Raw genomic sequence first — 12,996 nt, forward strand, 5'->3', positions numbered from 1 at the left:
ACGCTGCCGCGCGCGAGGCGCTGGCCGCGCAGGAGGCGCCGCTGGCCGCGCGGCTCGAGCAGCTGCGCCAGGCCGCGCAGCTCGCAGCCGAGCTCGCCGCGGCGCGCGAGCGGCTGGCCGCGCTGGCCGCCGAAGGCGGGCGCCGCGAGGCGCAGCTGGCGGCGCTGCGCGCGGAGCAGACGCGCGAGCGCGAGCTGCGCGAAAAGGCGCTGCAGCGGCAAGCGCAGCTGCGCGACGAGCTGAAGCGGGCGGAGGTGCCCGCCGCGCACCGCGAACGCCTGCAGGAGGCGCTGCAGGAGAAGCGCGAGCTGGAGCGGCTCGCGAAGCTGGAGGCGGAGCAGCAGGCGGAAACGAACCGCCTGCAGGCGGAGCTGCAGCGTCTGAGCCAAGCGGAGGCGTCGCTGCAAGCGGCGCAGCGGGAATGGGAGCGGCTTGCGGAGGAATGGTCGCAGGAGCTGCTTGCGGCTTATCGGGCGTCGCGGGAGGCGGAGAGGCGGCTGACGGGGCTGGAGAGCCGCATCGCGGAGGAAATCGCAAGCCGCCGTAAAGCTCAGCAGCAAGCGGAGCTTTCGGCGATGGCCGAGGCGTTAGCGGCGCACCTGCATCACGGCGAAGCTTGCCCGGTTTGCGGCTCCGTGGCGCATCCGAATCCGGCGCTGCCGCAGGCGGGGAAAGCCATGGCCGGAAACCCGGCCGCGTCGCAAGACGAAGCGGCGATGCTGGAACGGCAGCAGAACGAAGCCCGCGAAAGCTGGTTTGCAGTCCAAGGTCACTTGCAGTCGCTGGAAGCGCTGGAAAGACAGTGGCGGCAGGCGGTGGAGGAAGAACCCCAGGGGTTACCTGCTGCGCTAGGCGAAGTGGCCGCTACAGCCGTTTCCACAACCGAATCTTCCGCACCCGGCTTCCCCGGCGAACGGATCACAGAGACGCTGCGCGAAGCGGCGGAGTCGGCTGCTGGTGTCAGCCGCCAGATTCAGCAGCTGCAAGCGAAACTTCAAGAATTGTTGCAAAACAAGCGGCAGTTGGACAAGCAGCGGCATGACGGCCAAGCGCGCAAGCAAACGGCGCAAACGCTGTTCGACACCCACGCGGTGAAAGCGGGCGAGACCCGTGAAGCGCTGAACGCCGTCCGTGCCGGCTGGCAGGTCAAATTTGCGGAGCTCCAGGCGGATGAGCTGGAAGAGCTTGCAGAACGGTTGAAGCGTCAGGACCAACTGGCGGAGGAGCTGCGCGGCCGCTTGGACAAAAGCGTAGAGTTTTTGGACGAGAAGCGGAACCGGATGGAGCAGCTCCAGCAGGAGCTGAACGAGGCGGAAAAAGAGTTCGTCCGATTGGCGGCGGAACGGCAAGCGCTTGAGCAGCAGACCGGACAGCAAACGGAGCGGCTGCGGGCTTGGGTAGGAGACGAAGACGCTTCCGCTTTGGCTGCCAAGGCGCAGGCGGAGCTGGACAAGCTGCGCGCCGAAGCGCAGCGGGCTATTCAGCTCCTCGAAGAAGCGCAGGCCCGCCAACAGGCCGAAGCGAAGGCGGAAGCCGCGGCGCGGCAGGCGGCTGAATCGGCGCGGCTCGCCTACGAAGAAGCGGAAGCGGAATGGACGCAGCAAGCGTCCGCAGAAGGCTTCGCGACGGCAGACGAAGTGACGCAGGCGCTGGTTGAACCGGAGCAGCAGCAGGCATGGGCTGCCGAAGTGGAAGCCCACGGCAAGCAGGAGCACCAACTCGCCGCGCGGCAAACGGAGCTCGATGCCGAACTGGCGGGCCGCCAGGTCACCGAAGAAGAGTGGACCTCGCTGGAGGAAGAGCTGGCCCGGTGCAAGGCCGAGGACGAAGCGGCGCTGCAGGCGACGGCCAAGGCGGAACGGGACCATGAGGAGCTGCAGGCGAAGCATGCCCGGTGGAGCGAGTTGGAGGCGGAGCGGGAGAAAAGCCAGCAGGAGCTGTCCCTACTTGGCAAATTGCAAGGCGTGCTGCGCGGCAACGCCTTCGTCGAATTTTTGGCGGAGGAGCAGCTCATGCATGTCAGCCGCGCGGCATCGGAACGACTCGGTCAGCTGACGCGGCAAAAATATGCGATCGAGGTCGACTCCGGCGGCGGCTTCGTCATCCGCGACAACGCGAACGGCGGCGTGAGGCGACCGGTGACGACTTTGTCCGGCGGCGAAACATTCCTGACCTCGCTGTCACTGTCGCTCGCTCTTTCGACGCAAATTCAGCTGAAGGGGGAGCATCCGCTCGAATTTTTCTTCTTGGACGAGGGGTTCGGCACGCTGGATCAGGAACTGCTCGATACGGTCATCACTGCACTGGAAAAGCTGCATTTGGACAAGCTGACCGTCGGCGTTATCAGCCATGTGCCCGAGCTGAGAGCGCGGCTGCCGCGCAGGCTGGTCGTTCACCCCGCCGAGTCGAACGGGCGAGGCAGCCGGGTGACGCTGGAAACGATGTAGCATACTTCTACGCGGACGGTCATAGCTAATGATATAATAAATAGAACAAGCCGCAGTGCAAGGGGGAACAGGAATGACCATCACCAATCGCAAGCCGTACCGTCCGAAGGAGCACGGCATGAACCGCCGCAGCGCACGCCGCTTGCTTGCCGCCGTCGTGGGCGCGGGCTTACTCCTCGGACAAGGCTTGCCGGTTCAGGCCGACGCCATCTGGGACCGCTGGAAGGCGGCGGATGCCGCAGTGGCCAAAGGAGATGCGGCGTCAGCCGTGCCGCACTGGAAATTTCTCGTGGAGCATTATGCGGCGGCCGGAGATTGGGAGAATGCCGCGCTGTTCAGCGGCAAGCTCAACCAGCATTTCGATGCCGTAAAAGATTACGAACAGGCGATCCGTTACTACGAGCAGGAGAACGACTATTGGCTGAAGGCGGGAAAAGATTGGGGAGCGGTCGACTTGCAGCGGGCGGAGCAGATCCGCACGACCATCGACGCGTACATCGGGACGCAGGATACCGAAGCGCTGCGGCGGCAAGCGGCCCCGAAGAACGGCAGGCTGGCGAAATTTGAGCCGGAGTACGGCATGTACATCGGCATGTATACCGAGCGGGACCCGGGGATGCAGAATTATTTTGACCGCTCGGAAAGCTTGTACGGCAAGAAACATGCGTTGTACCTCGCTTATTCGCAAGTTGGCAAGCCGTTTCCGAAGCAGCATGCGGCCCGGGCCAAGCAGGTCGGCGCTGCGCTGCAGATCGGTTGGGAGCCGGCAAACGGCTTGGACGCCGTAACGGACGATGTCGTTCGTCAATGGGCGAAGGAAGCGAAAGCCGCCGGCATTCCGATTTTTTTACGTTACGCCAGCGAAATGAACGGCGACTGGGTCGTCTGGCACGGCGATCCGCAAAAATATATCGATAAATTCAAAATGGTTCACGACATCATGGCCGAGGAAGCGCCGAACGTCGCGATGGTATGGAGCCCCGGCGACGTACCGATGTATTCGATGGATGCTTATTATCCCGGCGACGATTACGTCGACTGGGTCGGCGTGAGCATGTATACGGAGCCTTATGAGAACGGCGATCCGCAGCAGGGCAATATGCAGGCGACGAGTCCCATCGAGCGGCTCGATCATTTGTACAAAACATACGCCGACCGCAAGCCGCTGATGATCAGCGAAACGGCCGTCTCCCATTATGCCAACCTGCCGCAGGAGTCGTTTACCGACTACGGGCTTTTGAACCTCCAGCGATTGTACGAAGTGATGCCCTTCAAATACCCGCGGCTCAAGTCAATTACGTATTTTAACGTTAACTTGGATATGAAGGAATCGAAGAACAATTACCTGCTTCGCGACAACGAGGCGATGCTCAAGCTGTATAAGCAGCTTATCTCTTCACCGTATTACTTGTCCAAGGTGGAGCAAGGAGCGAAGCCTTCCGATCACGCAGGATTCGTCCCGCTGGGGAAGGATGGCGCTGTCGCGCGGGCGGCCAAGCTTATTCCGTTCGTCAAAATACCCGATATCTACATCGGCAAACTTGAGTATTATTTGAACGGAACCTTGCTTGCGACGCAGACCGCCCCGCCATTCGGAATCGACTTGATAGCCGGCGCGATTCCTGAGGGTTCGGTTATTGAACTCGCAGTCTATAATCGCGAAGGCCAGAAGAGCGGCTCCCGCTCGTTTCCGATCACCTCCAGAATTTCCGTCGATGTGGATGGAAAAGCCTTGCCGTTCGAGCAGCCTCCGGTTCTGATCGAAGGCAACACGCTGACGCCGCTGCGCGCGATTTTCGAAGCGATGGGGGCGAAGGTGGATTGGAACGAGGCGACCCGCACGGCCACAGGGCAAAAAGGCTCGACGACCGTCTCCGTGACGATCGGCAGCGGCGCCGCGAGCATAAACAGCGAAGCTTTCCCGCTTGAAGCTCCCGCCCGGTTGGTCAACGGTCATACGATGGTCCCGGCCCGTTTTATCGGCGAAGCGTTCGGTGGCAAGGTCGAGTGGGACGGGCAGACGCGAACGGTGCGAATCGGCACCGGATCGGGGGCGGAAAGCGGAACGGCATTACGGGAGCTCCCGGTTTCGCGTACCGCGGTCAAGTCCTCGTCCACTGTCACTGCTCTCTCAGCGGAGCGCAAGGCCACGCCCGACGCCAAGCCGGGCCCGCTTCAGGCCGTCGGCGCATGGTTTGGTTGGGTGGGGCAGCAGCTAACCAAGCTTTGGAACGATCTGATGTAAAAATACAAAAAAGCTCGAACGGCCGATTCCGCCTTTCGCGGAACCGAGCCCATTCGAGCTTTTTTATTCGCACGCCTATAATCCGATTATGCTCTTTGAAGCTGTGGAGTTTCCTCCAGGATCGCTTTGGCCGCCAGCCGCGCACTGGAGAAGGCGCGTTCCGCAAGCTCGCCTTTGCCTTGACAGCCGTCGCCGCAGAAGTAGAACGGCACGTTCTCGATCCGGTTCGGCAGCAGTCGGTTGCTTGCGATATTTTTAACGCTCGACACCATCGCTTTTTTCGAAACGCGCTTCACTTCCGTCGCTTCGCGCCAGCCCGGATAGTGCTGATCGAACAACGCTTCCATCTGTTCGGTCTTTTTATCGAGATACGCCTTGCGCTCGTCTTCGCCCTCGAAGCTGTCGTTCAGGTACGCGATGCCCTGCAGCAGTTGTCCGCCTTCCGGAACGAGCGTATGGTCGGTCGCCGAGACATCGCTGATGAACAGCTTGTTGTCCATGTCGCTGATGTAGCTGAACGGGCGGGCCACAACGCGGTTCATGCCGATGTCGTATACCATGACCTCCGTCGCCGTATTGTCCTCGTAAGGGGCCATGAACGGCTCCCACGGCGTGTCCTTGAGCAGCTTACAGACCTGCTGTACCGGCATGGCGAAAATAACGCGGTCGAATTCGAGCTCGCGGGTTTTCGTCTGCAGCCAAAACTTGCGGTCCGCGTAACGGATGCCGTCTACGCCTTCGCGCAGCGCAATTTCCCAGCGGGAGGTCAGGTCGATTTTTTGCTTGAGCTGGTTCGTAATGACGGCCCAACTGCCGAGCACGTAGTTAACCGGGCGGCCCGACAAAAAGAGGTTGTGATAATACTCGCTGATCACCGCGCCAGACACCTTCCGCGCCTCTTCCGGCGTGATGAAGAAGTTCGAACAGACAAGATGCTCCCACAGCTCCTTCACGTCTTCGTCCGCGTCCGACTGTGCCAGGTAATCGCCCAGCGTATCGTAATTGCGCACGTTGTGAATATTGGCGATGATCGCCGTAATTTCCCCGACGAAGCGCACCTTTTGGAGCGGATTCAGCAGCTCCGTCCGCATCAGGTTGACGAAGTCGAGCGGGGCCGGCGTCAGCTGTTCGTTTTTGTAATACATGACCCTCCGTTTGTCCACCTGCTTCGAGCTGAACGATAGTCCCAGCTCGCGTTCCATATCGCCGATGGTATGGCGGTCGATGCCGTAAATCGCGTGCGCGCCGTAATTCAGCGTAAAGCCCGCTTTTTCATAAGTAAACGCCCGTCCGCCCAATTGCGGACTGCGCTCGAACAGGACGCCCTCGATTCCTTGATGCTCCGATAAATAAGCGGCTGCGGTCAACCCCGCAAGCCCTCCTCCGATGATAGCAACCTTCATGTTGTGTTCTCCTTTCCGTTCTGCTTCCAGTAGAATCGGTTCCGCTTCCTTGTTATGGCGAAGCCCTGTCCAAACCCAAGCGAGCTGCTCCCGCATCCGCTCGGTCAAATCCGTCTCTTCCTCGACCGTGCACCACAGCATGACCGTGCCGAAATAAGTGGTGGTCAACATTTTGGCTTTGCCCGGTTCGGGCAGCCAGCGCAGTAAGCTTTCGTACAGCGTTCGTTTCAGCTCTTCCATGGCAGCCTTCAGGCCTTCGTTTTGCATCGACAGGGCGATCCAGCTGCGGATCAGCCGCCTGTAGGCGCCCAGCGCTTCGGCCAAATCCAGCATCAGCCGGTTGACGTGGCTTTCGAGCGACCGCACCTGCGAAGGCGTGCGGCTGCACCAGGCTTGAATAAGCTCCGTTTGTTTTCTCGGGATTTCCCGTAAAATTTCGTCTTTGCCTTCAAAATAATGGTAGAACGTTCCTTTGGACGTCCGGGTCGCCGCGATGATGTCGTCCACCGACACATGCTCGTACCCGCGTTCCACAAACAGCTTCAGGGCGACATCCATCAGGTAGTCGCGTTTTTTTCGCGTCGACGCTCTCATGAACCGGTCCACCCTTAAAACCCCCTTTGGTTAGCACCGTTTGCCAAGCAATTGAATCGTTCCGTTTAGTATTATAGATAATATTAGACCGATAGTCTACAAATGAATCCCTGTTTTCTGGCTTAAATCGATGCTTATTTTCGTTAAAATAGATCACATTTTGAGAACGATCAGGTCACATTGGACGGAACCGCGCAAAAAAACAATGTTTTATTAGGAAAACAAGCCGAATGATGCCAAAAATCGCGTTCTTGACTTTTTGACGCGGCGAATTTTCTTTTTGCCAAGTTTTCGGGTATAGTGGAAGAGACAAGCCTGTACCTGATATGGGAAGGAGGGGAGAACGTGGACTGCATTTTTTGCAAAATCGTCGAAGGATCGATCCCTTCGAAAAAAGTGTTCGAAAACGAGCATGTCGTTGCCTTTCACGACATTTATCCGGCCGCTCCCGTACATATTTTAATCATTCCCAAAAAACATATCGCGTCGATGAACGACGTCGGAGCGGACGACTGGCATCTGCTTGGAGAAATCCACAGCGCGGCGCAGCAAATCGCCAAAGAACAGGGCGTTGCCGAATCCGGCTACCGTCTGATCAACAACTGCGGCAAGCACAGCGGCCAGGAGGTATTCCATATTCATTATCACCTGCTTGGCGGAGAAAAACTGGGGCCGCTCAACGCCCGCTAAACCCGGTGCGGCTCATTTTTGAAGTTTTGTTCCGGATAGGTTGACACCCAGTTTCCTTATCACCTATAATGAAGTTTGATGAATGTCTTTTTTCGTCTTGGACGGTCTGTTCGGAGGGAGGGAAAACTGGTGTCAGAAACTCGAGTTCGCAAGAACGAAACTATAGATGCTGCACTTCGTCGCTTTAAGCGTTCCATCGCCAAAGATGGCGTTTTGGCGGAGGTCAAAAAACGCAAGCATTATGAGAAGCCAAGCGTGAAGCGCAAGAAGAAGTCAGAGGCTGCTCGCAAGAGAAAGTTCTAGGAGGCTTAATCGATGAGCTTAAGCGACAGACTAAACGATGACATGAAGCTTGCGATGAAGAGTCAAGACAAGTTTAAACTCTCCGTAATCCGTATGGTTCGTGCAGCTATCAAGAATCTTGAGATAGATCAGCGTAAAACCTTAGATGAACAAGAAGTACTTGACGTCTTGAATCGCGAGATCAAACAGCGCAAAGATTCCCTCCAAGAATTTGAAAAGGCCGGTCGTGACGATTTGGCGGAGAACCTAAAGGCCGAGGTCGCCATACTGATGGAGTACATGCCGCAGCAATTCACCGATGAAGAAGTAAAAGCCATTGTACAGCAGACCATCCAAGAAGTGGGGGCTTCTTCCAAAGCGGACATGGGCAAAGTCATGGGCGCATTAATGCCAAAGGTTAAAGGACGAGCAGACGGCAAGGTCGTCAATCAGTTCGTCCAACAGTTATTGTCTTAACAACAGCGGGAAACACTCCTACTTATTGGAGTGTTTTTCTTTTTTTGTTGCAGTTTTGTGAATCAAACTCGCCGCTCACGCGTAGTACCTCTTGGAAGCATTGCAAAACGCGCGAAAAGGAGGTCATCTTGTGCATTCACTCGGGAATAAGCGCACAGCGCTGCTTTTTCGACTTCCGCTTGTCTTTCTTCTCGCAGCGGCGGTTCTGCTGTCCGCTCTAACCGGATTTCTGCCTGCGGAACCCGCGAGCGCCGAATCGTCATCCGCGCCGCCGAAAGCTGCCCCGGTCGTCGTGATACCGGTGCATCAAACGGTAGAGAACGGGCTGCAGACCTTTTTGCAGCGGGCGCTGCAGGAAGCTCAGTCAATGGGCGCCTATTACGTTGTGCTGGACGTCGATACGCTTGGCGGCCGCGTCGATTCGGCGCAGGAAATCGGTCAACTGATCAAAAACAGCCCGGTTCCGACAATTGCTTACGTGCACGGCAAAGCCATCTCGGCAGGCAGCTACATTGCGCTGAATGCCGGCAAAATCGCCATGGAGCCGGGAAGCTCGCTTGGCGCGGCTGCCGTTGTGGACGGGGCCGGGAATGAAATCGAAAGCGTCAAAGTGGTATCGTACTGGTCCGGCCAGATGAAGGCCGCTGCGGAGCTGCGCGGACGGAAGACGCAAATCGCCGAAGCGATGGTTGATAAAAATGTCGGCGTCGCTATGCCGGAGATCGGCCGAACGGTGCCTAAGGGCGAAATTTTGACGCTCACGGCGGAGGAAGCGCTTAAAGTCGGTTATGCGGAGAAAATGGCCGGAAGCCTGCAGGAGGTCGTACAGTTCATCGGCGGAGAGGAGCATCCGCTCGTCACGCTGGAGCCGAGCCTGGCGGAATCGTTCGCCCGGTACGTGACTCAGCCTTGGGTGTCGACGCTGCTGCTAATCATTGGGATCGCCGGCATCGCGATCGAGCTGTTCGTCCCCGGCTTCGGGCTGCCCGGAATCGTCGGCGTACTTGGCTTCGGGCTATACTTTTTCGGACACTATATCGCCGGATTCGCCGGGTTTGAGGAGATCGCTCTGTTCATCGCGGGCATTTTGCTGCTATTGATTGAGGTGTTTGTATCCAGCTTCGGGATTTTGGGCCTTCTGGGTGCTGCCTGCTTGATCAGCGGCGTCGTGCTAGCCGCTTACAATACGAAAGCGGCCGCGATGAATCTGGGTATTGCTTTCGTCGTTGCGGTCGTCGTCGTGGCTGTTGTCGTGAAAATTTTTAAGCATCGCGGCGTCTGGAACCGGTTTGTATTGGGGGAAAAGCTCACCGAAGACAAAGGCTACGTTTCCGCGTCTTCCCGCAGCGATCTGCTTGGCCGGACAGGCAAGGCGGTTACGCCGCTCAGGCCGGCCGGGACCGTATTGTTCGGCGACGAGCGCGTCGATGTCGTCACGGTGGGGGATTTTGTCGAATCCGGCCGAACCGTGAAGGTCACGCATGTCGAAGGCGTCCGTGTCGTTGTCAAGGAAGTTAAGGAAGCGTAAGCTGAACGCGCTTTGCTGGTACGTCGATGGACTTACAACAAAGGAGGAATTTGTACGATGGATACATCTCTTATTTCAATTTTCTTGCTGGCGGCCGTTGCGATCATCGCGCTGTCCGTATTTTTTACGTTTGTCCCGGTCATGCTGTGGATTTCCGCGCTGGCGTCCGGGGTACGGATCGGTATCATTACGCTCGTGGCGATGCGGCTGCGCCGGGTCATCCCGAGCCGGATCGTCAATCCGATGATCAAGGCGACCAAGGCCGGACTGGATTTAACCATCAACCAGTTGGAGAGCCATTTCTTGGCGGGCGGTAATGTCGACCGCGTTGTCAATGCGTTAATCGCGGCGCACCGCGCCAACATTCACTTGGAATTCGAGCGTGCGGCGGCGATCGATCTGGCCGGCCGCGACGTGCTTCAGGCCGTACAGATGAGCGTCAACCCGCGAGTGATCGAGACGCCGGTCGTCTCCGCCGTGGCCAAAGACGGGATTGAAGTGAAGGTTATCGCGCGGGTGACGGTACGCACCAACCTCGACCGGCTGGTCGGGGGCGCAGGGGAAGAAACGATCATCGCCCGCGTCGGCGAAGGGATCGTCACCACGGTAGGTTCCAGCGGCTCGCACAAGGACGTGCTTGAAAATCCGGATATGATTTCCCGGACGGTACTGGGCAAAGGGCTTGATGCCGGTACGGCGTTTGAGATTTTGTCCATCGATATTGCGGATGTGGACGTAGGTAAAAACATCGGGGCGCACCTGCAAACGGAGCAAGCGGAAGCCGACAAGCGGATTGCGCAGGCGAAGGCGGAGGAGCGCCGTGCAATGGCTGTCGCCCAAGAGCAGGAGATGAAGGCGAAGGTCGTAGAGATGAAAGCGAAGGTTGTGGAAGCCGAATCCGAAGTGCCGCTCGCGATGGCGGAAGCGCTGCGCGAAGGCAAGCTCGGCGTCATGGATTACATGAACCTCAAGAATATCGACGCGGACACGCAAATGCGCTCCAGCCTCGGCAAAATGAACGATCCGGGCAAAGACGGAGACAATGCCGGATAGCCTTCAGCCGGGCAGAAAGGCGGGATAACCGATGCGCACCATCTTGGATCTGATTATGAGCAACTGGTTTGTCGTGGTTATTTTGTATATTGTACTAAGCAGTATCGTGAGAAAATTAAAGACCGGCGGTAAGGGTGGGCGAGGCGTACCGCAGCCGCAGGGGAGGACGCCGAAAGGCGGCATGCCTTCCTTCGGCGGCGACGGCTCCGGCTGGCCGGGCATGGCGAAGCCGATGCCCAAGGCGCAGCCGGTCCAAGCGCGTCCGGCCGAAATGGACCGCCGCCGGTCGCGTCCGGCGCCTCTGCCCGAGGCTAGCGCTGCGGCTGCATCGGCGTCCGAGCAGCCTTCTACGGCTGCTGTAACGTCTCCTTTCGCCGAGCCGCAGGGCACGGGCGAAAACGCGGCAGCCGCTGCCTTCGGCAGCCTGACGCCGCAGGATGCGGCGCGCGGCGTGCTATGGGCCGAGATTCTCGGCCCTCCACGGGCCAAACGCCCCTTCCGGCGTTAAGACTTCATACGAAGCGTCTTCCTTTCGATCCCGGTTTCCGGGGTTCGCGGGAAGGCGCTTTTTGTTTTGGCGCAAGGAGGAGCATGCCGCGTTCCGGGTCATATTTTCCAATTCTCGGCATAAGGTGTAAATAGCCGTGTTATGCTTTTTGGACTGCGGAGGAGGTTGACTATGCGAAAGCTGACCCGCCGATTCAATCAATTTACCGCCAAATTACTCGACCTGCCGCAGGATGTCGTGATGGACTTGCCCCGTATGACGATGATCGGGAACCGGCAGCTTTATATCGAAAATCACCGCGGTGTATTGCAATTTTCCAATGAGGTGCTCAAGCTGGCGCTCACGACGGGGCGGGTGGAGGTGTACGGCTCGGAGCTTGTCATCCGCGCCATTTTGACGGAAGAAGTATTCATCGAAGGCATGATCCGCGATATCAAATATATTCCGTAGCCCGGAAAGGAGAAGTCGATCGTGAAATCTTCGTATATCCAGCGCCTGCGCGGCTTTGTTCGAATCGAAGTGAAAGGCGGGCAGCTTGAGAAGCTGCTAAACCGCATGACGGAGCGGCAGATGGCCGTCTGGGACATCCGGTACACGGCGGAAAATAAAGCCGAGCTGTCGATCACGATCCGCGACTTTTTCCGGCTTCGCCCGCTACTGAAGGAGACAGGCTCCCGAACCCGGATTCGCCAGAAACAAGGGCTTCCTTTTTGGATAGACAAGCTGGAGAAACGCAAATTTTTTGCTCTGGGCGTGCTTGCTTTTGTTATCGGCATCTATGTGCTGTCCTCGCTCGTATGGCATGTTCGCGTGGAAGGCAACGAGAAGCTGAGCAAGGAGCAGATTCTGCAAGCCGCGAAGCAGGAAGGCGTTTACAAGCTGCAGTGGAAGTTCCGCTTGAAAGACCCGGCCGAGCTGTCCCGGGCGCTGCAGCGGAATCTGCCGGGCACCGCTTGGGTCGGTGTAGAGGTAAGCGGGACGCATGTCATTATTAAGGTCGTCGAATCGACCGTGCCCGATAAACCGCCGCTGCTTAGCCCGAGGCATCTGGTCGCTTCCAAGAGCGCACTGGTCACCGAAATTTTCGCCGAAAAGGGAAGGCCTCTGGTTAAGCCGAATACGTATGTGCGTAAAGGGGACATCCTGATATCCGGCATCATTGGCGTCGAGACGAACCAGCAGAACGTTGTCGCCGCGGGGAAGGTTAAGGGAATTGTGTGGTACAAGCCGACCGTCGAAGTGCCGCTTACGCTCCAGTACAAAACCTATACCGGCGAAACGAAAAACCGCTCGTACCTTGTCCTGGGCAGCCGCGGCCTCCAGCTAAGCGGCTACGGGAAAATTTCGTTCGAGCAGTATGAATCCATCCCCGAACGGAAAACGCTCAGCTGGCGGGGCTACACGCTCCCGATCGGCTGGCTCAGCGAAAAGCTGCTGGAGGTACAAATTATTGAGCAGGCCATTGACCCGAAGGAAGCCTCGGAGCTGGGCATGGAGCAGGCCAAAGCGCAAATTTTGTCGGCGGCGGGTAACGAATCGCGTGTCGTTTCGGAAAAAATTTTGCATGAAAAGGCGGAGAATGGTAAAGTTTATATGGAAGTACTTTTGGAAGTGGAAGAACCGATCGCAACCGAACAACCAATCGTCCCATAAATACTACTGACGGAGCGGTTTACGGCCGGAAGGTTTTTTATTTCATCAACGTAGTGCGGGCGGAGAGCTGCACATTGCTGCCGTAGAGTTTACGTGCCGCCTTTGAATTAGGATTC

Annotated in this window: 11 protein-coding genes; 10 read left to right on the forward strand and 1 reads right to left on the reverse strand. The window is 57.9% G+C overall.

Annotation, left to right across the window (positions count from 1 at the left end):
• The first annotated feature begins 575 nt into the window (after positions 1 to 575).
• Together QMG93_RS21625 and QMG93_RS21630 are read left to right on the forward strand one after the other, a co-directional pair.
• Complete coding sequence (locus QMG93_RS21625) at positions 576 to 2,447, forward strand: SbcC/MukB-like Walker B domain-containing protein (RefSeq protein ID WP_413789319.1); 1,872 nt, start codon at positions 576 to 578, stop codon at positions 2,445 to 2,447.
• A 73-nt stretch (positions 2,448 to 2,520) separates the two neighbouring features.
• Positions 2,521 to 4,692: a stalk domain-containing protein gene (locus QMG93_RS21630; RefSeq protein WP_281940117.1), complete on the forward strand. Its 2,172-nt coding sequence runs from the start codon at positions 2,521 to 2,523 to the stop codon at positions 4,690 to 4,692.
• An 86-nt stretch (positions 4,693 to 4,778) separates the two neighbouring features.
• On the opposite strand, the gene QMG93_RS21635 is transcribed toward QMG93_RS21630, so the two are convergent.
• The gene (locus tag QMG93_RS21635) at positions 4,779 to 6,689 is read right to left on the reverse strand and encodes an FAD-dependent oxidoreductase (protein ID WP_281940119.1); all 1,911 of its coding nucleotides are present in this window, start codon (positions 6,687 to 6,689) and stop codon (positions 4,779 to 4,781) included.
• A gap of 345 nt (positions 6,690 to 7,034) precedes the next feature.
• On the opposite strand from QMG93_RS21635, the gene QMG93_RS21640 reads away from it, so the two are divergent.
• The 8 genes from QMG93_RS21640 to yqfD all read left to right on the forward strand — a co-directional run bounded on the left by QMG93_RS21640 (position 7,035) and on the right by yqfD (position 12,880).
• Entirely contained in the window at positions 7,035 to 7,379 is a 345-nt protein-coding gene (locus QMG93_RS21640; protein ID WP_010491808.1) for a histidine triad nucleotide-binding protein, read from the forward strand.
• 129 nt (positions 7,380 to 7,508) lie between these two features.
• Complete coding sequence (gene rpsU / locus QMG93_RS21645; RefSeq protein WP_010491812.1) at positions 7,509 to 7,682, forward strand: 30S ribosomal protein S21; 174 nt, start codon at positions 7,509 to 7,511, stop codon at positions 7,680 to 7,682.
• Between the two features lie 12 nt (positions 7,683 to 7,694).
• Positions 7,695 to 8,138: a GatB/YqeY domain-containing protein gene (locus QMG93_RS21650; RefSeq protein WP_010491814.1), complete on the forward strand. Its 444-nt coding sequence runs from the start codon at positions 7,695 to 7,697 to the stop codon at positions 8,136 to 8,138.
• A gap of 130 nt (positions 8,139 to 8,268) precedes the next feature.
• Positions 8,269 to 9,666 (forward strand): NfeD family protein, encoded by a 1,398-nt coding sequence (locus tag QMG93_RS21655; RefSeq protein ID WP_281940124.1) that lies wholly within the window; start codon positions 8,269 to 8,271, stop codon positions 9,664 to 9,666.
• Positions 9,667 to 9,723: 57 nt separating this feature from the next.
• A complete protein-coding gene (floA, locus tag QMG93_RS21660) occupies positions 9,724 to 10,719 on the forward strand; it encodes a flotillin-like protein FloA (RefSeq protein WP_281940126.1) in 996 nt (331 codons plus the stop codon).
• Between the two features lie 31 nt (positions 10,720 to 10,750).
• Entirely contained in the window at positions 10,751 to 11,227 is a 477-nt protein-coding gene (locus QMG93_RS21665) for a hypothetical protein (RefSeq protein ID WP_281940128.1), read from the forward strand.
• A gap of 171 nt (positions 11,228 to 11,398) precedes the next feature.
• Entirely contained in the window at positions 11,399 to 11,677 is a 279-nt protein-coding gene (gene yqfC, locus QMG93_RS21670; protein WP_281940130.1) for a sporulation protein YqfC, read from the forward strand.
• Between the two features lie 21 nt (positions 11,678 to 11,698).
• Positions 11,699 to 12,880, forward strand: a complete 1,182-nt coding sequence (yqfD, locus tag QMG93_RS21675; RefSeq protein WP_281940132.1) for a sporulation protein YqfD — start codon at positions 11,699 to 11,701, stop codon at positions 12,878 to 12,880.
• Positions 12,881 to 12,996: the final 116 nt, after the last annotated feature.

Origin of the sequence: Paenibacillus tyrphae, from assembly GCF_027925525.1 — a bacterium.
GTDB classification, from domain to species: Bacteria; Bacillota; Bacilli; order Paenibacillales; family NBRC-103111; genus Paenibacillus_G; species Paenibacillus_G tyrfis_B.